General features: G+C 65.6%; 18 protein-coding genes. 7 read left to right on the top strand and 11 right to left on the bottom strand.

Annotated features, from left to right (window positions below; translation table 11 throughout):
- Nucleotide 1: 1 nt before the first annotated feature.
- From IVB46_RS06715 to IVB46_RS06735, 5 genes are all read right to left on the bottom strand, one after another.
- The gene (locus IVB46_RS06715; protein WP_247342337.1) at nt 2–1,876 is read right to left on the bottom strand and encodes a flagellar protein; all 1,875 of its coding nucleotides are present in this window, start codon (nt 1,874–1,876) and stop codon (nt 2–4) included.
- 19 nt (nt 1,877–1,895) lie between these two features.
- Entirely contained in the window at nt 1,896–3,779 is a 1,884-nt protein-coding gene (gene flgK / locus IVB46_RS06720; protein ID WP_247309200.1) for a flagellar hook-associated protein FlgK, read from the bottom strand.
- 34 nt (nt 3,780–3,813) lie between these two features.
- Nucleotides 3,814–6,093: a flagellar hook-basal body complex protein gene (locus IVB46_RS06725; protein WP_247309199.1), complete on the bottom strand. Its 2,280-nt coding sequence runs from the start codon at nt 6,091–6,093 to the stop codon at nt 3,814–3,816.
- Between the two features lie 291 nt (nt 6,094–6,384).
- Complete coding sequence (msrB, locus tag IVB46_RS06730; RefSeq protein ID WP_247342334.1) at nt 6,385–6,897, bottom strand: peptide-methionine (R)-S-oxide reductase MsrB; 513 nt, start codon at nt 6,895–6,897, stop codon at nt 6,385–6,387.
- Nucleotides 6,898–7,005: 108 nt separating this feature from the next.
- The gene (locus IVB46_RS06735; RefSeq protein ID WP_247309198.1) at nt 7,006–8,442 is read right to left on the bottom strand and encodes an FAD-binding oxidoreductase; all 1,437 of its coding nucleotides are present in this window, start codon (nt 8,440–8,442) and stop codon (nt 7,006–7,008) included.
- A gap of 93 nt (nt 8,443–8,535) precedes the next feature.
- On the opposite strand from IVB46_RS06735, the gene IVB46_RS06740 reads away from it, so the two are divergent.
- Together IVB46_RS06740 and IVB46_RS06745 are read left to right on the top strand one after the other, a co-directional pair.
- Nucleotides 8,536–9,072: a histidine phosphatase family protein gene (locus tag IVB46_RS06740; protein ID WP_247309197.1), complete on the top strand. Its 537-nt coding sequence runs from the start codon at nt 8,536–8,538 to the stop codon at nt 9,070–9,072.
- Nucleotides 9,073–9,132: 60 nt separating this feature from the next.
- Nucleotides 9,133–9,558, top strand: a complete 426-nt coding sequence (locus tag IVB46_RS06745; RefSeq protein WP_071917342.1) for a universal stress protein — start codon at nt 9,133–9,135, stop codon at nt 9,556–9,558.
- A gap of 150 nt (nt 9,559–9,708) precedes the next feature.
- Here IVB46_RS06745 and IVB46_RS06750 read toward each other — a convergent pair whose 3' ends face one another.
- Nucleotides 9,709–9,945 carry a DUF1127 domain-containing protein gene (locus IVB46_RS06750; RefSeq protein WP_071912174.1) on the bottom strand — a complete coding sequence of 79 codons (237 nt, stop codon included), beginning with the start codon at nt 9,943–9,945 and terminating at the stop codon, nt 9,709–9,711.
- 185 nt (nt 9,946–10,130) lie between these two features.
- Here IVB46_RS06750 and IVB46_RS06755 point away from each other — a divergent pair, with 185 nt between their 5' ends.
- The gene (locus IVB46_RS06755; RefSeq protein ID WP_014493975.1) at nt 10,131–11,474 is read left to right on the top strand and encodes a PLP-dependent aminotransferase family protein; all 1,344 of its coding nucleotides are present in this window, start codon (nt 10,131–10,133) and stop codon (nt 11,472–11,474) included.
- A 70-nt stretch (nt 11,475–11,544) separates the two neighbouring features.
- Here the strand turns inward: IVB46_RS06755 and IVB46_RS06760 are convergent, their stop codons facing one another.
- Complete coding sequence (locus IVB46_RS06760) at nt 11,545–12,144, bottom strand: YdcF family protein (protein WP_247342331.1); 600 nt, start codon at nt 12,142–12,144, stop codon at nt 11,545–11,547.
- Nucleotides 12,145–12,206: 62 nt separating this feature from the next.
- Entirely contained in the window at nt 12,207–12,794 is a 588-nt protein-coding gene (locus IVB46_RS06765) for a hypothetical protein (RefSeq protein WP_247309196.1), read from the bottom strand.
- 79 nt (nt 12,795–12,873) lie between these two features.
- Here IVB46_RS06765 and IVB46_RS06770 point away from each other — a divergent pair, with 79 nt between their 5' ends.
- Entirely contained in the window at nt 12,874–13,308 is a 435-nt protein-coding gene (locus IVB46_RS06770; protein ID WP_028148540.1) for a hypothetical protein, read from the top strand.
- Nucleotides 13,309–13,311: 3 nt separating this feature from the next.
- Here IVB46_RS06770 and IVB46_RS06775 read toward each other — a convergent pair whose 3' ends face one another.
- The 3 genes from IVB46_RS06775 to IVB46_RS06785 form a co-directional block, all read right to left on the bottom strand.
- On the bottom strand, nt 13,312–15,711 hold the full coding sequence (locus IVB46_RS06775) for an EAL domain-containing protein (protein ID WP_247309195.1): 2,400 nt from the start codon (nt 15,709–15,711) through the stop codon (nt 13,312–13,314).
- A 104-nt stretch (nt 15,712–15,815) separates the two neighbouring features.
- Nucleotides 15,816–17,249 carry an MFS transporter gene (locus IVB46_RS06780; RefSeq protein WP_247309194.1) on the bottom strand — a complete coding sequence of 478 codons (1,434 nt, stop codon included), beginning with the start codon at nt 17,247–17,249 and terminating at the stop codon, nt 15,816–15,818.
- Nucleotides 17,250–17,390: 141 nt separating this feature from the next.
- Nucleotides 17,391–17,897, bottom strand: a complete 507-nt coding sequence (locus IVB46_RS06785) for a ferritin-like domain-containing protein (protein WP_247309193.1) — start codon at nt 17,895–17,897, stop codon at nt 17,391–17,393.
- 444 nt (nt 17,898–18,341) lie between these two features.
- Between IVB46_RS06785 and IVB46_RS06790 the strand changes: the two genes are divergently transcribed.
- The 3 genes from IVB46_RS06790 (at nt 18,342) to IVB46_RS06800 (ending at nt 23,201) form a co-directional block, all read left to right on the top strand.
- Nucleotides 18,342–19,424 (top strand): YbhN family protein, encoded by a 1,083-nt coding sequence (locus IVB46_RS06790; protein WP_247309192.1) that lies wholly within the window; start codon nt 18,342–18,344, stop codon nt 19,422–19,424.
- Between the two features lie 90 nt (nt 19,425–19,514).
- Nucleotides 19,515–21,464: a hypothetical protein gene (locus tag IVB46_RS06795; RefSeq protein WP_247309191.1), complete on the top strand. Its 1,950-nt coding sequence runs from the start codon at nt 19,515–19,517 to the stop codon at nt 21,462–21,464.
- 381 nt (nt 21,465–21,845) lie between these two features.
- Nucleotides 21,846–23,201, top strand: a complete 1,356-nt coding sequence (locus tag IVB46_RS06800) for an MFS transporter (RefSeq protein ID WP_247309186.1) — start codon at nt 21,846–21,848, stop codon at nt 23,199–23,201.
- The last annotated feature ends 85 nt before the right edge of the window (nt 23,202–23,286 follow it).

Genomic DNA, 23,286 nt, shown 5'->3' on the forward strand with positions numbered 1-23,286 from the left:
GTTACAGGAACTTGACGAGCGACAGCTGCGCGAGTTTCGAGGTAACTTGGTAGGACGCCTGAAGCGCATTCTGGAGCGACAAGAGCTCGCTCGCCACCTGATCCGGCGAGGCCGATTCCGCCTGGTCGATGATGGACTGGAGCTGCGCCTTGGCCTGGGTCTGGCGCGTGCCTGCGTCCTTCATCGTGTTCTGGGCCATCGCGAGGTCCGTTTGGATGTCCTCGATATGCTGCTGGCCGGGCTGCTTCGTCAGCGATTGCGTCACCCGCAGGCTCAGCGCGGAGACCTGCCCGCCCGCATACTGGCTGGTCGGCGAGGTCGAGAACGTCCCGAACACGGCGATCGCCTGCAATTGCTGGCGGATCGCGTCCTCGTTGGCCTGCGCGCCATATTGCACCGTGACCGAATCATCGACCCGCGCCATCGCCGTGGAGCGCGGCGAGCCGGGCCCGTCATTGCCGGTGTACCATTTCACGGTATTGGCCGATCCGTTGACCAGCGTCGTCGCCGAACTCGCCGGTGAAGAACCGACGCGCAATGGCGGCTGCGTCGCGGTGACCGGCGTCGAGCCGAAGCCGAGCGCGTTGAGTGCGCCCGAGTTCGAGGTCGTGATGTTGAGGCTCGCCGCGTCGTCCGTGTTGATCGTGATCGAGCCGCCATGCACGGTCGAAGGCTTCGACGTGCCCGTGATCTGGTCGATCTTCCTCATCAGCGTCTGGATGCTGTCGCCGACATTGAGCTGGTTGCCGGTCGCGCCCGAATTAACGAAGGTCAGCGTGGTGCCGTTCACGGTGATGGTGTCACCGGCGCCGAAGCCCGGCGAGATCGAGTTCGAGGGGCTCGCGCCGGACAGCGCCGTTGCTCCGCTGATCGGAGCCGGCGGGGCCGCCTGGTTGTTGACGGGCGCACCGATCGCGGAGCTTGCGGTGTTGAAGAAATTGTCGCCGGCCGTGATCGCGGATGCCGCGACAAGCGAGGTGTTGGCGAGCTTCGTGATCGCGGTGTTCAATGCCGTGTTAAGATTCGTGGCGGTGTTGCCGGGAGTCGTCGCGTCGATCGCGAAGCTGCCGATCGGCGTTGGCGTGGCCGTGGACGCGGTCAGGTCGACCTGCCCGGTGGTGCCGTCCGGCAGCGTGAATTGGACGCTCAGCTTGTCGCCATCGTTCGGGTTGAGGCCGTTGAGATCGACCGAGAACGACACCGGCGAGCCGCTCGGGCCGGTGACCGTCGCACCCGTCAGCGTCGAGGACACCGCCGCGATCTTCATTCCGAACGGCGATCCGGCGACGTCCTCGGATACCCGCACCGAGCTCGGCGTCGGCTGCGTCTGCACCAGCCGTCCCATGCCGTTGGCACCGAGGTCGGCGGCCTGGCGTTCCGCCATGACGGTCTTGAAGCCCGCCTGCGTGGTCGTGCCGTTGATGATGTCGCCGGCATTGGCAACCGACTGCGTGTTGAACGCCGTCCCGGAGAACAGATAGCGGTTGCCCGACTGCGTGTTGAGAACGCCGACCATCGAACCGAACTGCGAAGCGGCTGTGTTCTGCACGACGGTCTGTCCGTTGACGTTGAGATCCTGCGCGGTGCTTGCGGAGCCGGTCTGCACCGTGTTGCGGATCGTCGTGAGCGACTGGAGCGCGGTATTGGCGAGGTTGATGTTCACGTTCACGTTCGTGATCGTGTCGGTATAGGCGGCGATGTTGGAGAGCTGCGAGCGCCCGGCGATCGCAAAGCCCTCGTTGGTGCCCATCCCGGAATAGTTCTGCGACAGCTTGCCGGTCGCGAGCTGCGTCGACAGGTCGGTGAGCTGCTGATTGATGTTGCGGATCTGCGCGCCGAGGACCGACGAAGAGTAGTTGATGCTGCTGATCGACATCTTTCAGAACCTGTACTGGTTACACTTGAGCCTGGATCAACGTGTTCATCATGCTCTGCACCACCGACATGACGTGGGCGTTGGCGGCATAGGCATTCTGAAGCTGGATCAGGTTCGACATCTCCGAGTCCAGATTGACGCTGGAGGTCGAGTCGAACTTGGCCTGGAGCGTCGAGACCACGACGCTCTGGCCCTGCTGGAGCTGGGTGGCCTGGGTCGAGGCGTTGGCCTGGACGCTCAGGAACTGCTGGAGGTAGTTCGAGACGCTGCCGGTGAAGGGCTGGTTCGCCGAGCCGAGGCCGGTCGTCGGCGAATAGGAAAACACCGCATTGGTGAGCTGCGAATAGAGATAGTCCGAGCGCGTGGTGTCGCCGGCGGGCGTCACCGGCGACGTGTTGTAGACGGACAGCCGCGTGGGATCGCTGACCAGCTGCGTGTTCACGGCGATGCGCCCGGCAAGGCCGGTCATCTGCGAGCCCGAGGCGGTGATCGCACCGGTGTAGAGCGCCTGCCCGCCGTCGGTGAACACCGCCAGCTGCGGGCTGCCCGAGGTCAGCGACGAGATCGTCTTGGTGGTCGAGGCCGAATTGACCTGGGCAAGGCCGGTATTGTCATCGGTCACCCGCAGCGTCGTGGCCGTCGCCGGCGACGGAGCGGCGGAGAACGTCAGGTGCGAACCTGAGAGCGCGGTGTTGAGCGCAGCGGCGATCGCATTCATGCCGCCGGAGAAATTGACGCCCACCCGCATCGGGTTGGCATTGGTGGCGTTCTGGAGCGGCAGCGCCGCCGGATCGGTCACGTTGACGAGCGTGATCTGGCGCTGGGTGTTGGTCGCCGTGTCTTTGTAGGTGATGTTGACCGTATTGCCCGGCTGCGCACCGGCAAGGTCGAGATCGAATCCGGCCGGCGGGCCGGACACCGTGCTGCCGGCCGTGGTCTTGTCGGACAGCGCGCTCGACATCGTCGCGGCGAGCTGGTCGATCTGGTTCTGCGCCTGCACCAGCGTCTGGTCGCGCAGCTTGAGATCAGCCGCGATCTGGCCGGAGGAGACCACGTTGTTGGCGACGACGTCGAGCTGCGAGCCGTTCGGCAGCTTGATGTTGAGCGCACCGACGCCCGACTTGGCCGGGTCGGCGTTGTAGAGCGAGGTCGCCGACAGCGCGCCGGCGGAGGCAAAGGTGAATTGCGAGGCGAGCCCGGCGCCGACGAGCTGGATGCCTGTCGTGGTGTAGATATTGGCCTGGTTCGAACCGTCGGTGGTGACGCGAACGTCGACATATTTCGACAGCGTGTTGATGGCCTGGTCGCGCTGGTCCATCAGCGTCGCGGCGGACGGGTCGTTTGCCGACAAGCCCTGAAGCTTGGTGTTGATGTCGGCGACCTGCTGCATCGCCGCGTTGGCCTGCTGTGCCGAGGTGCCGAGATCCTGCTCGACGTTGGAGCGCAGCGACTGGATGCCGTTGGTGGTGACGTTGAGCTGCTTCGCCAACGCCTGCGCCGCGCCGAGGGCAACCGTCTGCGCCGACGACGAGCCGGCGCTGGTCGACAGCGCCTGCAACGCCGTGGTGAATTTGTTCAGCGCGGTTTCGAGCGTGCCGCTGTTGCCGGGCGTGCCGTAGACACTCTGAAGCTGCTTCAGGATGTTGGCCATCTGGTCGGCGTAACCGCTGCCGCCGGTCTCGGTGCGCAGCTGGTTCTGCACAAAGGTGTCGAGCTCCCGGCTGACGCCGGTCGTCATCGCCGTCGAGCCGAAATCGCCGGTGGTGACCTCGATCTGGTTCGGCCTCTGGACGACGTAACCCGGCGTCTGCGAGTTGGCGACGTTCGAGGAGACGATCGAGAGCGCGGCCTGGTTGGCACGCAGACCGCTCATCGCACTGGCGAGGGCTGAACTCAAACCCATATCACTAGCCGCCTTTGGTTACGTCACGCGCCGATCAGCGCAACACGTTCAAGAGATCCTGCACCATCGAATTCGCTGTCGTGATCACCTTGGTGTTGGCCGAATAGGCCTGCTGGGTCACGATCAGCTTGGTGAATTCGTCGGCGATGTCGGTGTTCGAGCCTTCCAGCGACGAGCCGCTGATGCTGCCCGACGCGCCGTCGATCGCTGTGCCCGACTGTTCGGTCGCGGCGTAGGCGCCGCCGTCGAGGGCCTTGAGGTAATTGGTGCCGTTGAAGTGCGACAGCGTCACCTGGGCGAGGTTGAGGTTCTGGCCGTTGGAGAAGGTGCCGACCACGAGGCCGCTGTTGTTGACGGCAACCGAGCGGAGCTGACCGGCGGCGTAGCCGTTCTGCGTGATGGTGTTGATCGTCACCGCGCCGCTGGTGCTGGCATATTGCGTCAGCCCGCCCGAGGACATGTTGAAGGCGACCGAGCCGAGCGACTGGCCGCCGACGCTGACGTTGTTGATGGTGATGCCCGATCCGCTCGGCGAGGTCAGCGAGCCGTCGCTAGCAAAGGTGAAGGCCTGCCCGGTGTTGACCCAGCCGACCGTCGTGCCGGTCGCATTCGGATCGGTCTGGTAGAACAGGTTCCAGGTGTCGGAATGGCCGGTGCCCAGCGAGGCGCTGTCGGTCTTGGCCCAACGCAGCTGCAGGTTCACCGGCGTGCCCGCGGCGTTGTAGGCGGTGACCGCACCGCCGCTGATCGATTCCTTGGTGAACGTGGCGATGTCGTTGCCGATCACGCCGCCGGTGCCGGCAGTGCCGCCACCGCCGCGGTTCTTGGAGATGGACGACGTGAAGCCGAGCGCGGCGAAGGCGCTGCTGTTGTTGGGGCTCGTCACCGTCAAGGTGGGATTGGCGATACCGGTATTCAGGGTGATCACGCCGTTGCTGATCGAAGAACCGCTCGCTCCGCTGAGCGTGTCGATCTGGCTGAGCAGAGTCGCTATGGAGTCGGTGATGTTGATCTGGTTCGGAGGGGTAGCGCCGGAGGCCACGAAGGTGATCGTATTGGCAGCTCCCGTGCCGTTGACCTGGATCGTGTTGCCGACCACGAAGGGCGTCGAGAGGACTTCCGCCCCGCCGGGCGTCGCGGTGCCGCCGAGCTGTGTACCACTCGTAATCGCGGGAGTGGACAGCACGTTACCGCCGCGCGTCACGCTGCTGACGCCGAGCAATCCTGCCGCAGTGCCGCCGATCGTCACGTCGGCCGTGGTGCTGGTCGTGATCTGGATGTTGCCGCTGGCATTCATAGTCACGCTGGAGGCGGGAACGCCGGCTCCAGACGCGATCGCGCTGAGGACATCCGACATCAGTGCGCTGGTGGGCGACTTCAGACCAACCGTAGTGACCGCCGGGGGGCCCGCAACCGTCGAAACGCCCGAGACGGTGTTGTCGAAGTTGATTGTTTGGCCGTTGACCGTCAACGACTTGCCGGCCAGGTTGGTGAGAAGGCTGGTGTTGAGATGCGTGGCCAAGCCCGCATCGAGAGACGTGCTGCCAGTTGCCACCGCCGAAGCGCTGTCCAGCAGTGCCACCGAGCCAGTAGCGGTCGTCGCCGTATAGGCCGAGCGCAGATTGCCGGTGGCCGCCGCGCCGGAGACCGTCGCATTCGAATAGGGCGGCGGCGGCGTGCCGACGATCAGCGGGTTGGCGGCGAAATCGGACGGGTTCAGGCCGCCGGCCGCCAGCAGCGTGCCGCTCGCCGCGGTCGAGCTCGCCCCCGTGTTCGGCACGCTCGGCAGGTTCGCGGCGTACTGGATCGAGGTTGTCGCCTGTGCCGGGATGAAGTTGTTCTGGAATTTCAGGACGGACGCCACATTGCCGGTCGGGTTGCCGGTCTTGGGGTCGACCGTGACACCCATCAGGTAGTAGCCGGCGCCATTGACGAGATTGCCGTTGGAATTGAGCTGGAAGTCGCCGCGGCGGGTGTAGTAGGTGACGCCGCTGAACTGCGGCAAGTTGTCGACGACGTTAGTCGCCTTCTGGATCGAGAAGAAGCCGTCGCCGGTGATCGCCATGTTGGTCGCGACGGAGGAGGACGAGATCGTACCCTGGGTGGTGATGGTCGCCTTGGCGTTGGCCGTCACACCGCCCGCGACCTGCTTGCTCGGGACCGAGGCGTCGGGGATGAGATCGACGAAGCTGGTGCCGATGCCCTTGTAACCGGTGGTGGATGAGTTCGCGATGTTGCCTGAAATGTTCTGCAGCGCGTAGGACTGCGCCTGCAGGCCACCCACCGAGGTGTTCATTGCATCGAAGATACCCATAACTTTGTCTCCAGATCCGATCTCGGCGGCCGGTCGACCATGGCCGCAGTCGGAAGAGACAGTCGCAAGGGCTATGCCAATGCGGGTATTCTCAGGAAATCAATGACTTGAATGGGAAGGCCCCGGTCCGATGACCGGGGCACAATTGCCGGGCCGGCAACAATTGCCGGGGCATCGGGTCATTCCGGGGCGGCCCGCAGCACCGAACTCAGGTGCGCAATTGCGCACCTGAGAAGCTCGAGATTCCGGATTCGATGATCACGCATCGCTCCGGAATGACTCCAGCGAGACCTACGTTGCCGACGCGGCGGCCGGGTGGAAGACGAGCCCGAAACCGTCGATGCAATAGCGCAATCCGGTCGGCTTCGGACCGTCGTCGAAGATGTGGCCGAGATGGCCGCCGCAGCGCCGGCAATGCACTTCGGTGCGCACCATGCCGAAGGTACGGTCCTCCGTCTTGCCGACATTGCCTTCGATCGGCTGGTAGAAGCTCGGCCAACCCGTGCCGCTCTCGAACTTGGTGTCGGATGCGAACAGCGGCAGGTCGCAGCCGGCGCAGGCGAAGATGCCCTTGCGGTGTTCCTTGAGCAGCGGGCTGGAGCCTGGCCTCTCGGTGCCCTCCTTACGGAGGATTTCATATTGCTGCGGGGTGAGCTGGGCGCGCCACTCGGCGTCCGTCTTCTCGATCTCGAATTTTTGCGCGGCCTTCTCTCCAGCCTCGGCGGGCGTTCCTCTCAACCAGCGGAAGGCCGAAAGGCCGAACAGGCCGGCAACAGTTGTCAGCAGGATGCGGCGGTCAAACATCTGATTCTCCGTGCGCGGGGGAGTCCACGCTCTGAGATACGGGCTCTAACGGCCGACGTTACACGTCCGGGCGGGGTTTTTCTCAACTTATCGCGAGACACCCTGGTCCTACGAGGCCGGTTCCACATCCTCGGCCATAGGTTTCGGCGGAGGGGTCGGCCGCGGCCGGACGCCGGGCGGCGGACGGCGAGGACCAGTGCCGGCGGCCCGGTTGGCTTCAGCGAGGCGCGCCTCGCGTTCCCGGTCCTTGACCCGCGCACGCTCGCGGTAGCGGGCGAGCGAGCCTGCGGCGGCGGAACTCGCCCTGCCCCAAACTCCCACCAATTGGCCCGCGACCCGCCCGGTCGTGCCGCCCGCCCAGACCAGCTCGAACGGCGAGAACAGCTTCCAGCGCTCGTCACCCCACAAAATGCTGCGCGCGATCAGCTGCCCGGCCATGGCCGAGGTGTTCATGCCCTGGCGGCCGAACCCGCTCGCCACCCACAGGCCTTTGCGCAACTGGCCGATCTGCGGCATGCCGTGCACGGTCTGGCCGGTGACGCCGCCGAACATGTCGGTGATCTCGACATCGCCGAACTGGGGGAAAATCGATCTGATCCGCCGCCTGACCGCGCCCGCAAAGCGCTGCGGACGCGCGGCCCAGGTGGTCTCGGGGCTTTCCCACATCAGGCGGTCGCCGTCGACGACACGGAAATGGTCGACCCCGTCGGAATCCATCACCGATCCCGTGAACGCCACGATCTCGTGCACGCGCTCGCCGAGCGGCGCGGTAATCCCGGCATAGCGCCAGACCGGCAGCAGCGTCTCCGACAGGCGCCTCAAGGGCGCTCCGAGGTGGATGTTGCCGGCGAGCACGATGTGGGTGGCGCGCAGCCGCGCCGAGGGCGTGACGATGCGCTTGCGGATGCCGGAATGATCGATGCTGACGACCGGCGTATCCTCGAATATGCGCGCTCCCGCTCGCCGCGCCAGCGCTGCGAGGCCGTGCACATATTTGCGGCCGTCGAGCTGGAATGCCCGGGGATAATAGACGCCGTGGAAGTAACGGTCGGTCTTGAGCGCCTCGCGGACGCGATCCACCTGCCAGCCCTCGACCTCCGTGTCGAAATCCTCGTGGAGCACCTGCAACCGGCTGATCAGCCGGTCGCCGGCATCGACGTTGGAGACCTCCAGCACGCCATCGCTCGGGCCAATGCCGGGCATGTTCTCTTCGGTGGCGTTGGCCCGGACGAACTCGGCGCCCTCCTTCGCCAGTGTCCACAATTCGCGCGCGTCCTCGAAGCCGATGCGCTCGATCAAATCGGCGAGCGGCAGCGCAAAGCCAGGCATCACTGTGCCGAGCTGGTTTCCGGAGGCGTTCCAGCCGATATGGCGGCCCTCGAGCACCGCGACGCTGGCTCCGAGCCGGGCTGCCTCCAGCGCGATGGAGAGCCCGGCAAGCCCGGCCCCGATCACGCAGATGTCGGCGTCGAGATCAAACGACAGTCGCGTGCGTTCACGAAAGCCGGCTTCTTCCTGGGATACGCTTGTGAAAGTCTCGCTCATGTCGTTTCCTTAAAGGACCGATCGGGCCCTTGTCACCTTGTCCTCAACCGGCGCCTGTAGATTATTCTGGACGCGTAACGATTCGAGAATGCCATGCGCCGTTTGATGCTGCTGCGTCACGCCAAGACCGAGACTGACGCGCCGAGCGGCCGTGACCAGGATCGTCGCCTCGACGACCGCGGCCACAAGGATGCCGCGCAGATCGGGGATTGGCTCGCCACCCATCCCCCCTTCCCCAAGGCCGTGCTGGTGTCGCACGCCGTCCGGGCCCGGCAGACCTGGGACACTGCCTGGGAGACGATGAAGGACCGCGTCGCAGCGCCGCAGGTGGAGGTCCTGCCCGAACTCTACGGCGCCGATCCCGCCCAGATCCTGGAATCCATTCGCACTGCAACCGTTCCGGCCAACCCGAAGCAGTTGCTGCTGGTGGGCCACAATCCCGGCATGCACGAGGCCGCGCTGATGCTGATGGGCGGCGGCGATCCGGCCGGCGCCAAGGCGCTCGCTCACAATCTGCCCACGTCGGGGCTTGCGGTCTTCGACTTTGACGTCAAGGATTGGGGTGACGTGGCCTACCGCCGCGGCAAACTGGTGCTGTTCGTCAGCCCCAAGCTGCTTCGATCGGGTTGAGACGCGCGGGGCGCGCCGTCTCGACCGGTTGATCCCAGCTTGGTCAATTGGGAGGCGCAGATGTTCAAGTCCATCCTCGTGCCCATCGACCTCGCCGACACCGATCTGGCCAAGCCGGCGCTCGCGACCGCGATAACGCTGTCGCAGACCTGGAGCGGATCGATACGACTGCTCAACGTGCTGCCGATGACGCCGGTGATGCTCGCCGAATACGTCCCGGCCGATTTCGACGAGCAGCAGCGCCAGACCTCCGAGGAAGCGCTCGCCATCGTCGCGCGGGAGTCAGGCATCGAGACGGGGCGCATTTCCAGCGTGGTGCGACAGGGCGGCATCTATCATGAGATCCTGGAGGAGGCCATGCACATGAAGGCCGACCTGATTGTGATGACCTCGCACCGGCCGGCGATGCGCACCTATTTCCTCGGCTCCAATGCCGGGCACGTCGTGCGCTACGCCAAGTGCTCGGTGCTGGTGGTCAGGCACTGAGCGCCACAACAAACGCTGTCATTGCGAACGTAGCGAAGCAATCCAGAGTCTTTCCGCGGTGGCAGTCTGGATTGCTTCGCTCCGCTCGCAATGACGACGCGGAGGCATTGTCACCACGCCCGGACTTGCGGGCGTGGTGACCGAACAAACTCACAGATACCGCGTCAGCTCGGCCTTGAACTGCCCGTAGACGGCGTCCTCGATCTGGCTGCGCGTGATCCCGATGTCGCGCAAGGCGTGGTCGTCGAGCTCGTTCAGCGTCTTGACGGCAGAGCGGCGCTCCAGGCGGTCGAACAGCGCATGGGCGACGTTGGCGAGCGTGCTGAAAAATCCGCCCGACGAGGATGGGCGTAAACTCCGCCCGGCAGTTTGCGAGATCGTGGTCATTTTTCTTCTCCGGCCTATTGTCCGCGCAGCGAAGCAGGTGCCGTTGGCGCGGACGCTGTGAGCGCCTGCACCTCATTTGCCGTCAGATTGCTCTCGCTCTCCTCGGCTCAATCGCGGAACTTGATGGAACTTAAATGCTCCAGTACACTACTCGGAGCAAGTAAAACATTGCTCTCGGTGCAATAATGTCCAAGTTCGAATACGTGAAGCTTGCCGATGCCATTGCGGCCGATATCACTAAAGGCACGTTAAGGCCCGGCGACCGGCTGCCGCCACAGCGCAACTTTGCCTATGACCGCGGCATCGCGGTCTCGACCGCGAGCCGGGTTTATACGGAGTTGCTTCGCCGCGGGCTCGTCGTCGGCGAGGTCGGCCGCGGCACCTTCATCTCCGGCGACATCAAGCGCGAGGTCGAGGCGTTGAGCGAGCCGCGCGACGCGCGGATCGATTTCGAGGTCAATTATCCGTTATTGCCGCAGCAATGGGCGATGATCGCCAAGAGCCTTGCCGGGCTCGAGCGCGTCGATGCGCTCGAATCCGCCCTGCGCGTCTCGACCAGCACCGGCACCAAGAGCGCGCGCAATGCGGCCGTCGCCTATCTCGCGCGCAAGGATTTCACGCCGCAGGCCGAGCAGATCGTCTTCACCGCCAACGGCAAGCAGTCGCTCGCCGCCGCACTCGCCGCCCTCGTTCCCACCGGCGGCCGCTGCGGTGTCGAGGCGCTGACCTACCCTTACGTCAAGAGCATCGCGGCCCGGCTCGGCGTGACGCTGGTCCCGATTCCGATGGACGAATACGGCGCGCGTCCCGATGCGATCCAGAAAGCGCATCGCGAAGCGCATCTGTCGGCGCTGTATCTTCAGCCCATCATCCAGAACCCGCTCGGCGTCACCATGAACGCGACGCGGCGCGCCGACATCATGCGCGTCGCCGAGAAGCTCGATCTCACCATCATCGAGGACGCCGTCTACGGCTTCCTCGCCGACGACACGCCGCTGGCAGCGCTCGGGCCGGACCGTTGCATCGTGATCGACAGCCTGTCCAAGAAGGTCGCACCCGGCCTCGCGCTCGGCATCCTCGTGACCCCGCCGCATCTGCGCGAGAGCGTGATGAGCGCGGTCCGGACCGGCGGCTGGATCGCCTCGGGCCATGCGCTGGCGTCCGGGCAGCGGCTGATGGCCGACGGCACCGTCGCCGAGCTGACGCGGCTGAAACGGATCGACGCTGCGCGCCGGCAGCAGACCGCGGCAAGGCTGCTTGCCGGCTACCAGATCGCGGCCGACGCCCGCTCCTATCATCTCTGGCTGACACTGCCGCCGCACTGGCGCTCGCAGACCTTCGTCGCCGCAGCTGCCCGGCGCGGCATCGCACTGACGCCATCCTCGACGTTTGCAATTGCGCATGGACACGCACCGAACGCGGTGCGGCTCGCGCTCGCCCCGCCCTCGCTCGAGCAGCTCGATTCCGGCCTGCGCACGCTCGTGTCGCTGCTCGGTACCAAGGAAGAGGATTTCGACTCGACTGAGTAAGCCAGAGCGTTGCGAGCGAAGTGATACCGGTTCGAAAACGCGTCGCGACAAAGATCCGGCCCTTCGCCGCTCAGGCCGCCGGCCATTCCGCGATAAAGCCCCTCGCCTTGTACGGCTCGATCTTGTCCCATTCGTGCAGGACACGCCGGCGAAACTCGACATCGGTGTGCCAGAGCGCGCGCGGCGTCGCAAAGCTGTCGACGGTGAGCAGCATCTTCTCGGCTTCAGGCCAGTGCCGGTGCAGCGTCATCGGGTAGCGGCGCGCCGTCCAGGTGTTGCCGAGGCAGATCACGCTCCGGATGTTTCGCAGCCCAAGCGCCGCATCAATGATCGGCAGCGAGAAGATCACGTTCTCGCCGGTGTTCATCGCGCGATGTTCCTCGAGGATGAGGTCCGCGGGAATGCCGGCCGCGACCATCGCTGCCTTGATGATGGTGCACTCAGATTGCTCCGAGCCCGGCGTCACACCACCGCTGACAATCGACCAGCGGAAAAGGCCCTCGCGCCACAGCCTCGCGGCGGTGTCGGCGCGCAAGCCAACGTCCTCGCGGGTGCCGAACATGAACAACAGATCGGCCGGCCGGAGCGGCGTATCGATCAGATGCGTGCGGTTGATTTCGACGATCTCATCCGCTGTAGGCTGGCGCCTGTTGCGATCCATGGTTGGCATGACAGCACGATGCGACACCGGCGCAGGAGCGCGAAGTCACGTTTGATTGCCGCCGATTGCACCTAAGGCAGCAACGCCTTCGGCACACGATCAAAGCTGTAGCTGTGCGGCTGGTTGCGCCGCACGAAGCCGCCGACCTGCCAGGCGAACAGTGCGGCAAAGCCGATGATGAACAGGGCGCCGGCGAACTCCCCGATCATGAGCGCGCGGATCAGAAGCCCCGTCATCGCCACCGTCAGCACCGCCAGGAAGGCCAGCACCGCCGCATAGGTCTTGCGGCCGAGGCCTGCGGTCAATTCGGCGCGGCTGCCGGCTTGGGCCATCCGTGCGTGCAATTCGATGATGAAATCGCGAAAACCGTTGTCCTGCGGCGCCATCAGCGCCGCGGTCTGCCAGCTCGTCGACAGGATCCTGATGCGGCCGCCGCCGGCGTGGCTGACATCGGCGCGAAAGCGGTGCTGCTGCATCGACACCGGGCGAAACGACAGCCGGATCGCCGAGATCTCGTCATAGCGCCACAGGCCGGAGCGGCCGGCGATGTGCCAGGACAGGCCCGCGTCCGTCAGCTCGAAACGATGCGCAGAGCCGATCAGCGACGCCTTGTAGGCGTAGCTCGTGACCGACGGGCCTTGCGCTCCCGAAACCTGCATCCCCACAATCAATCCCGTCCGCGCAATCCCGCCTGCGATCGGCTTGCGCGATCGCCCTCGCCCATCCTACAAGCGGGGCATGGCTGAGACGACCTTTTTTCCGCGCCGCCTGATTCTCGGCGCTGCCGTGATCTCCGGAGTGCTGCTCGCGCTCGCGGTGCACATGCTGGGCGCGCGCTACGGGCTCGATCTCGGCGGGCTCTGGCATTCCGACACGCACGAATTCATACCCGCGGGCGCAGCGATCGCCTGGTGGTTGATTGCCACGGTCGGTTTCTCCGGCGGCTATTTCACGGCGACATTGATGCAAAGCGCCGTCTCCGGGCAGATCCCGCAGCGGATGCGGCAATTCCTGATCGCGGTCGGCGTGCTGCTGCTTGCCGGTGCGGGCCAGGTGGCCGCGGCGCCGAGCCCGATCCCGTCCGTCTCGGGCGTGCTCGCCGGGCTGGCCGCGCTATGTCTTGGCGCCGTGATGGCGTTTTGCGGCGCGCATTTCGCGCTACGCCGCGGCTAGACATCAGGCCGAGGCGAGCAGCCGCGGCCGGTTCAGCATCAACGCGACATCAGATGCGGGCCGCGGCTTGCTGAAAAGATAGCCCTGCGCCTGGGTGCAGCCCTCGCGCCGCAGCAGCTCGAGCTGCGCGTCGTTCTCGACGCCTTCCGCCGTGGTGACGATGCCGAGGCTGCGCCCGAGGCCGGTCACGGCGCGGATGATCGCCATGGAATCCTCGCGCGTCGCAAGCTCCGACACGAAGGAGCGGTCGATCTTGATCTTGTCGAACGGGAAGCTGCGCAGGTAGCTCAGCGACGAATAGCCGGTGCCGAAATCGTCGAGCGAGATCCGCACGCCCATGGCGCGCAGCTCGTGCAGGGTGGTCAGCGTCGCCTCGCTGTTCTGGAGCAGCACCGATTCGGTGATCTCGAGCTCGAGCCGCCGCGCTGCGAGCCCTGAGGCGGCCAGCGCATCGGTCACGGATGCGATCAGGTTCTGACTCTTGAACTGCACCGGCGACAGGTTGACGGCGACATCGACATCGTCCGGCCAGGTGGCGGCGTCACTGCAGGCGCTGCGCAGCACGAACTCGCCGAGCTGGACGATGAGGCCGGTCTCCTCGGCCACCGGAATGAAGTTGATGGGGGCGATCAGGCCGCGCTGCGGATGGTTCCAGCGCAACAGCGCCTCGAAGGCGACGACGCGACCGCTGGCGACGTCGCGGATCGGCTGGTAGTACGCCTCGAACTCGTCGCGCAGCAACGCCGCCCGCAAGTCCATCTCCAGCAGCCGCCGCGCCTGCGCGCGCGCATCCATGCCGGTCTCGAAGAAGCGATAGGTACCGCGGCCGTCCGCCTTGGCGCGGTACAGCGCGAGGTCGGCGTTCTTCAACAGCTCGTCCGGATTATCGCTGTCCTGCGGCGACAGCGAGATGCCGATCGAGACGCCGATCACGATCTGATGGTCGTGGATCTCGTAAGGCGCGGAGATCACCTCGACTAGGCGGCCGGCAAGGGCTCGCGCCGCGGCTTCCTCGGAGCGCCCGATCTGGACCACGGCGAACTCGTCGCCACCGAGGCGCGCCACGGTGTCGCTCGCGCCGACAGTGGCCTTCAGCCTGCGACCGACTTCCTTGAGCAGCGCATCGCCGATGGGATGGCCGAGCGAGTCGTTGATGTCCTTGAAGTGATCGAGATCGAGGCACAGCACCGCGAGCTGGTCGCCCGACTTCGCCCGGCCCAGTCCCTGCTCGAGCTGCTCGTGGAACAGCACGCGGTTCGGCAGATTGGTCAGCGCGTCATGGCGCGCCATGTGCGAGATCTTGGCCTGCGCCTCCAGCCATTCGGTGATGTCCTCGAAGGTCGCGACCCAGCCGCCGCCCTGCATCGGCTGGTTGACGACGCGGATGGAGCGACCCAACCGGGTGACGACCTGGCTGGTCGTGCGGCCCTCGCGCGCGTCGACCACGAGGCGCGCGAAGAATTCGCCCGCATCGCCCTGCCACTGGCCCTTGGCCTGCTCCTCCCGCAACACGTCGACGAGCAGGCGGCCGGCGAGCGGAATGTCGGTGCGGCCGAGCAACGCTGCGTAGCGCTCGTTGAAGAGCTGGATCTTGCCGTCCGCATCGAACATGCACAGTCCCTGCGACATGTTCTCGAGCGCGGTATCCAGCACGACCTGCTGGCGTCCCAGTTCGCCCTTGGCACGGCGGTCGAGCAGAGCCGCCGCGAGCGCGATCGCGATGATCGCAGCGGCGGCGCTGGCGGTGAGGATCGACAATGAGGCCGGCGGGATCGACAGGCCGCTGATCACGACCGCAGGATCCGGCGTCAGCTCCACGGCGCCCATGGCGGTGAAATGATGCGAGACGATGGCAAGCGTCAGCAGCACAGTCGCGCCGAGCGCGCCCGCAAGGCTGTCGCGGCGCCCTGCAACGACCAGGGCAAGCGACCCGAGGACGATGCCGAGCACGATCGAGACCGTCACTGTGCCGGTCGTCCAGCCGATGTGCGCGGGAATCTCGAGCGCCATCATACCGGTGTAGTGCATGGCGGCAACGCCGCCACCAACGACGGCGCCGCCGAGCGCAACCAGGCCCGCCCGCGTCACCGACACCGAGATGCTCAGCCCGATGAAGGTGACCGCGATCGCGAAGATCAGCGACAGGACCGTCAACGGAATGTTGTAAGCGCCGCCCGCACCCGGACCGTAAGCCTGCATCGCGATGAAATGGGTCGCCCAGATGCCGCCGCCGGCGACAACGGCATCAAGCGCGACCCACGATACGCGAGCTCCCCCGCGCGCCGCACGCGCGCGGTGGAACAGGCTGATCGCCGCCGCGCTGGCGAGCAGACATACCGCTCCGCCGAGTGCGACCAGACGCCAATCATGCTGATCCGTCAGGCAGTAAAGAACTTGATACATTGCCGGCCCCTATTCCAACCGCACTAGAGCCGGCAGAGATGGACAGTCGGTAACCGGCTATGCGCCGGTTTCGGGAATGGTGAACAGAGAATGTGTGGGATCGCTCACATTGAGCGCCCTTGCGCCTTTGCGTCAGGTGCATTTGCGCCGAGGCCGATCACGGCGGCGGCGAGCAGCAGGACGGCCGCCGATATGATTAGCGACTGGTGAAGGCCCGTCATGAATGCACTGTCCGAAGCCACCAGCGAGCCGAACAGCGCGACGCCGAGCACGCTGCCGGTCTGTCGCGTCGCGTTCAGGACACCGGCGGCGATGCCGGAGCGCGCCTTGTCGATGCTGCCGAGCAAGGTGGAGGTCAGCGGCGGCACCAGCAGGCCAAGTCCACCGCTGATCGCGATCATCTGCGCAAAGATCGCCCAGTAGCTGGTCCCGGCTTCGGTCCAGAGCAGCCCGAGACAGCCGAGCGCCGAGATACAGGCGCCGACCACGATGGTCGGGCACGAGCCGATGCGCTCGGCCACACGCGGCGCCAGCAGGTTGACGGGCAGCACCGCCCCCATCATCGGCACGAAGGCGAGCCCGGTCCACCAGGCCGACAGCCCGTTGATCCTCTGGAAATACAGGCTCAGCACGAAGATCAGGCCGTAGATCGCGATGTTGACGAGGAGGCCGACGATCGTGGTCAGGGTAAACAGCCGGTGACGGAACAGCGACAGCGGCAGCATCGGCTGCACGGTGCGGCTCTCGCGCCAGACGAAGAGCACCGCGAATGCGGCTGAGGCAACGAATGCTGCGATCACGGCTGGATGGCTCCAGCCGAGCGCGCCAGCTTCGATGATCGCGCCGGCAAGCGTGCCCAACGCGGCGATCGCGGCGAGCTGGCCGGGCAGATCGATCTCGCGCGCGCGCGACCGCGTGGTCTCGCTAGCGTAGCGCCAGCTCAGCCACAAGCCGGCAAGACCGATCGGCAGGTTGACCAGGAAGATCGCGCGCCAGCCGACCAGCGTGATCAGCGCGCCGCCGACGAAGGGACCGGCAGTCAGCGCCAGGCTCGCTCCGGCGGCCCAGACCGCCACGGCGCGGCCACGCTCGCGGTCGTCCGCATAAGCATGATTGAGCAGCGCCAGGGAATTCGGCACCAGGATCGCCGCCGCCAGCCCCTGGACCAGCCGCGCTGCGATCAGCACGGCCGCATTGGGCGACATCGCGCAGGCGAGCGAGGCCGCGGTGAAGATGGCGAACCCCGCCATGAAGATGCGCTTGGCGCCGATGCGATCGCCGAGCGCACCGGCGGTCAGAATGAAGGCGGCAAAGGCGATGGTGTAGGCGCTGACCACCCATTGCAGCTCGGCGACGCCGCCGCCGAGCGATTTGCCCATCGCATCCAGCGCGGTGTTGACGATGGTGACGTCGAGCTGGACCACGCCATAGCCGAGGCTCATCGCGGCAAGCGTGAGGGATGTCGCAAAGCGCGAGCCGGCACGCTGCGCAGCGGCTCCGCCGTCGAGGGGTTCATATTTGATGGTGCTGGCTCGCATGCTGCCGCCTCGGTTGCAGCCCCATGCGAAACATACGCCTCCAGACCGCCATCATGTTTCGACAATGACCGAATGATGGATGCGTCATACGCGAGCGCCGCGCGGGATGACCGCGCGACGCCTTGCGCAGCAACGCCGGCCCTAACTCGCCGCGCGCCGGTTGACCTTGCTCTCGGCGAGCGTGGTCAGCTTCCTGTCGGTCGCCTTCTCTTCTTCCAGCGTCTTGGCGAGCACGGTGGCGCAGTCGTTGCGGCCGAGCTGCTTGGCCCAGGCAATCAGGCTGCCGTAGCGGACGATCTCGTAATGCTCCGCGGCCTGGGCCGCATTGATCAGGGCGGCGTCCAGCACCGCCTTGTCGGCGACTTCACCGGCGGTCTCGTCGGCTTCCTCGATGATGCCGTCGATGGCCGGGCAGTCGACCGCCTTCACCTGCGCGCCGTGCATCTTGAACACTTCCTCGAGCCGCTTGACGTGCTGCCTGGTTTCTTCGAGGTGCGTCAAAAAGCCCTGCTTCAGCTGCGGATCGGTGGCCTTATCTGCCATTCTCGGCAGCGCCTTGGTAAGCTGCTGCTCGGCGTAATAGATGTCCTGAAGCTGGTGCACGAACAGGTCGTTCATGGTCTTGATGTCTTTTGTGAACAGTCCCATCGTTCCGATCCTCGCGGTTTCGGGAACACGGAGGCGTCGGCTCGCACGAAAAGCCGATGATTCCGCCATGTTCGATTGCTGATGGAGCGCTAACCGGCGCACGGTACCGACGTTCCCAAAAAGCTCGCATCGCTTGCGTTGGAACAATGCCGACTGCGGGCGGACACGAAATCATGTCAAGATGCGGACGCGCGTTCCAGGCAGGTGCCCCGACTCATATGCTTAACGCGCGCCCGATATGAACCACATATGACAAAAGCGGCGGTCCACCGCAGAACCTATCGGTCGAACGCAGAACCTATCGTTGTCAAGGGCTGCACAAGTCGCTGTTTTTGCCTTAAATGAGCTACACCATGCCTAGCGGTCGAAGCCCATTTCGGGCAGTGATCGCACCCGACCGGCCAATGTCTGGCCGATCGGTCTTGCCCCCCGCCGGGAGGATGAATGCACGGACTGCTGCCCGCGCTGAAGCGCGGCTTCAAGAGATGGATCGGCTGGCGACGGCTCGGTGTTGCTGCGAGCGTCTTCATCATCGCCTTCGCGATCACAACGCTTGCGCGCACTCTCAAGGACATCGATACCGGCGTCATCCTGACCGCGTTGACCGAGATTCCCCGCGGGAATATCGGGCTGGCGGCGATCTGCGTCGTCTTCGCGTTCTGTACGCTGACCTTCTACGACTATTTTGCACTGCGAACGATCGGCAAGAAGCATGTGCCCTATCGCATCGCAGCACTCTCCAGCTTCACGTCCTATTCGATCGGCCACAACATCGGCGCCACCGTTTTTACCGGCGGCGCGATCCGCTTCCGGATCTATTCGGACTACGGGCTGAACGCGATCGACGTCGCGAAGATCTGTTTCCTGTCAGGCCTGACCTTCTGGCTCGGTAACATCTTCGTGCTCTCGATCGGCATGGTCATCCATCCGGATGCCGCCTCATCGATGGATCAACTGCCGTCGTCGATCAACCGGCTGATCGGGCTCGGCGGCCTCGCCTCGATCGGCGCCTATCTGGTCTGGCTCTGCATGGGCGAGAAGCGCCGCGAGCTCGGCCAGAAGGGCTGGAAAGTGGTGCTGCCCTCGGCGCCGCTGACGCTGGTCCAGATCCTGATCGGCGTGGTCGATCTCGGCTTCTGCGCCACGGCGATGTACCTGCTGATGCCGGCCAATCCGTCGATCGACTTCATGTCGCTGGCGGTGGTGTTCATCCTGGCGACGCTGATCGGCTTTGCCAGCCACGCGCCCGGCTCGATCGGCGTGTTTGATGTCGCCATGCTGGTCGCGCTGCCCGAATTCGGCCGCGAGCAGCTTCTGGCGACCCTGCTGGTCTTCCGCATCCTCTATTTCGTGATCCCGTTCGGCCTCGCCATCTCCATCATGGGCGCGCGCGAGCTCTGGATGAACGTGGTGGAGCCCTGGCACGAGCGGCGGCGGCTGGCCGAGGCCTGCGCGCAAGGCAACCTGCCCAAGCAGGTAGCAGCGATGGAACGCGAGCGGTCGTTGCGACAGGCCAGCAAGCGGTAAGGCGGGCGGGCGACCGTCAGACAAAGGTTGCGGGCGGGGCAGCAATGCTCTCTTATTTCCGCCTCAACTTTGCCGTTGAACACGCGGGCCATGATCCCTTTTTCCTTTCGTACCCTCCCCGCAGGCCTCCTGCTGCTTGCCGGGATTCTGACGTCTTTGCCGCTCGAGCGCGCCGCCGCGCAGAACGCCGGTGCGATGCAGATATCCTGGGAGGTGCGCAACCGCTTCCGCCTGTTCCGCGAGGAGCGCGACTTCCAGCTCCATGTCGAGAACGCGCGTAACCGCAGCATCCTCGCCGCCGAGCAGTCGCTGGAGCTCCAGAGCGAGGGCCGCGGCTGGGCCCGCAACATGGTCAACCGGCTCTGCATCGACCTCCAAGGCCGGGTCAACCAGCCCTGCACCCGCGACAACGTCAAAGAGAATTACCTCACCCCGACCGACCATCCGGTGACCGTGCGCCTGACCGGCGCGGTGCCGGTCGGCGCCACCTGCGCCTGGTCGTTCGACGACGGCGACGGGCCGCAGACCTCGACTTTCGATTGCGCCGAGCCGATCAACCTGCGCGTCCGCTACGGCAAGCAGACGGTCGCGAGCGTCGACGTCTCCTCCGGCTCCGATCCGACCCAGCGCGTCCAGGCCGAGATCCAGGTCCGCGACATCTTCGTCGCCGGGCTCGGCGACAGCATCGCCTCCGGCGAAGGCAATCCCGACCGGCCGCTGGCGCTGTCGGACGAAGGCTTCTGCTTCCGCTCCTATCTCGGTACCGCCGGTGCGCAATACTACCGGCCGAGCCGTGCCGGCTATAAAGGTGGCCGCGCCTGCGAAGCACCCGACACGCTCGCCAACTGGCAGCATTACGGCGCGCTCTGGTTCAACTCGCCCTGCCACCGCTCGCTCTACAGCTACCAGGCCCGCACGGCTCTCGCGCTCGCGGTGCGCTACACCCACATCGCGGTGACCTTTCTGCCACTCGCCTGCACCGGCGCCAGCATCGGCGACGGTCTGCTGGGCTCGCAGCGCGCCCGCGAATGCCCGCCCGGCAAGACGGGCGTCTGCAACACCAGCGTGAACGCCCAGGTCGCCGAGCTGCGTGAGGCGCTCACCGCGGCGAAAAAGCGCCAGCCGGACCGCACGCTCGATCTCGTGCTGCTCTCGGTCGGCGCCAACGACGTCTATTTCTCCGGCCTCGTCGCCGACGTCATCGTCGACACCGCGACCGAGCGCGCGCTGTTCCGCCGCTCCGGCGTAATGGCGAGCGTCGACGATTCCCGCGATGCACTGGCGCGCGAGCTGCCGCAGAATTTCGCCAAGCTGCGCGAGGCGCTGAAGCCGCTCGTCGGCGGCGACCTCTCGCACGTGGTCTATGTCTCCTACGCCAATCCCGCGCTCGCCGATGGCGGCGTGCCCTGCCGCGGCGGCCGCGCCGGGTTCGACATCCATCCGTCCTTCAACGCCGATCCGCAGCGCCTCGCTCGCGTCTCGACCTTCGTCGACACCGAATTCCTGCCGCAGCTGAAGGGGCTCGCCACCTGCACGCGCGGCGCACTGTGCCGCGATCCCGAAGCCGATCGCATGACCTTCGTGGACTCGCACCAGGCAGTGTTCGCCGATCACGGCTTCTGCGCCCATGCGGGCAACGATCCCGAATTCGACCGCACGTGTTTCGCCGAGAACGGCCAGAGCTTCAATCCCGATATCGTGAGCGCGGCGAGCCAGCCGATGCTGTGCGGCCGCGGCGCCTCGGAGTATCGCGCCTACCTGCCGCGCGCGCGCTGGATCCGCGATGCCAATGACAGCTATTTTGCCGCGATGACCTATCCGCAAGGCCTGCCGGCGGCGAGCCAACCGACCGACATCCACGACGCCACCTGGGGCGTCCTCTCCGCCGTCTACGGCGGCGCCGTGCATCCAAGCGCGGAAGGCCACGCCGCGATGGCGGACGCCGCACTGCCGGCCGCGAGCAGCGTGCTCGGCCTCGATGCCGTGCCGCCCGGCGTCACGCGCGGCCTGTTGGCGCCGCTGCTGGGCACGCAGCAATAGCACGACACTGCTCCCACATACGCGCTGTCATCGCCCGCAAAGGCGGGCGATCCAGTACTCCGTGACAGCGGTGATTGAATCGAGAGGCTGCGGCGTACTGGTTTCCCCGCTTGCCGCCTACGCTGAAGCTTCGGCGCCCCTAGACTGAAGCCCCGGCGAAGCCTTGGCGTAGCCGGGTCGCGGGGAATCCAGTGGTGTGCGGAGCACGACCTCGCGCATCACGATCGCACATTCTCGTCACCTCGTGATCGTTCCCCGCACCTGCCGTTCCATCGATCCAAAAACGGCATCGATCGATACTCCCTTGAACTTGGACACTTTGCCGCGCGCGCCTCTAGGAGTCGCAGTGAGGAAACATTTCGAGTTCTAAGGAGGCGCGTGATGAGCGCAGTGGTGTCGTCCGCAGTGGACGTGAGGAGGTCTCGCGTCAGGCTGTTCATCGTGACCATGTTGTTCCTGGTCACGACCGTGAACTATGCCGACCGCGCCACGCTGTCGATCGCGGGCCCCGCGCTCTCGAAGGAGCTTCATCTCGATCCCGTCGCCATGGGCTGGATCTTCTCGGCCTTCGGCTGGTCCTATGTCGCGGCGCAGGTGCCGGGCGGCTGGCTGCTCGACCGCTACGGCTCGCGCCTCGTCTATGCCTTCAGCATCATCGTCTGGTCGCTGTTCACGATGATGCAAGGCTGGGTCGGCTTCCTCAGCGCCGGCGCTGCCATCATCGTGCTGTTCGCACTTCGCCTCCTCGTCGGCGTCGCGGAAGCGCCCTCGTTCCCCGCCAACGCCCGCATCGTCGCGGCCTGGTTTCCCGGCAATGAGCGCGGCACCGCGTCGGCCTTCTTCAATTCCGGGCAGTATTTCGCCACCGTGATCTTCGCACCGCTGATGGGCTGGATCGCGCATGATTACGGCTGGCGCTTCGTGTTCTTCGTGATGGGTGGGCTCGGCGTCATCATGGGCCTGGTCTGGATCAAGACCGTCTACGGCCCGAAGGAGCATCCCGGCATCAACGAGGCCGAGTTCGATTACATCAAGGAAGGCGGCGCGCTGGTCGATCTCGATGCGCCCAAAAACGATCTGATGCAGGAGCGTGCGCCCGAGTCCGGCTCCGGCTGGGATCACATCCGCCAGTTGCTCTCCAACCGCATGATGCTCGGCGTCTATCTCGGCCAGTACTGCATCAACACGCTGACCTATTTCTTCCTGACCTGGTTCCCGGTCTACCTCGTCAAGGAGCGCGGCCTGTCGATCCTGCAAGCCGGCTTCGTCGCGACGCTGCCCGCGCTGTGCGGCTTCATCGGCGGCGTGCTCGGCGGCGTCATCTCCGACGCCATTCTGCGCAAGACCGGCTCACTGACGATGGCGCGCAAGATCCCGATCGTCGGCGGCATGCTGCTGTCGATGTCGATCATCGCCTGCAACTATGTCGACGGACAGGCGCTTGTGGTCGGCTTCATGGCGCTCGCCTTCTTCGGCAAGGGCATCGGTGCGCTCGGCTGGGCGGTCGTCTCCGACACCTCGCCCAAGGAAGCCGGCGGCGTCTCCGGCGGCCTGTTCAACACCTTCGGCAACCTCTCCTCGATCAGCACCCCGATCGTGATCGGCTACATCCTGGCCGCGACCGGCTCATTCAGCGGCGCACTGCTGTTCGTCGGCGCCAATGCGCTGGTGGCCGCGTTCGCCTATCTCGTGGTGGTCGGCAAGATCGAGCGGGTGGTGCTCAAACGTTCCTCCTGAGGGCTCCCACGGGAGCTTGACCAGGCAACTCAACGGCGGCTCCTCAGCCGCCGTCTTTGTTTTGGGGATGATCGATGCTAGAAGT

Origin of the sequence: Bradyrhizobium sp. 61 (assembly GCF_023073075.1) — a bacterium.
Taxonomy (GTDB): Bacteria; Pseudomonadota; Alphaproteobacteria; order Rhizobiales; family Xanthobacteraceae; genus Bradyrhizobium; species Bradyrhizobium barranii.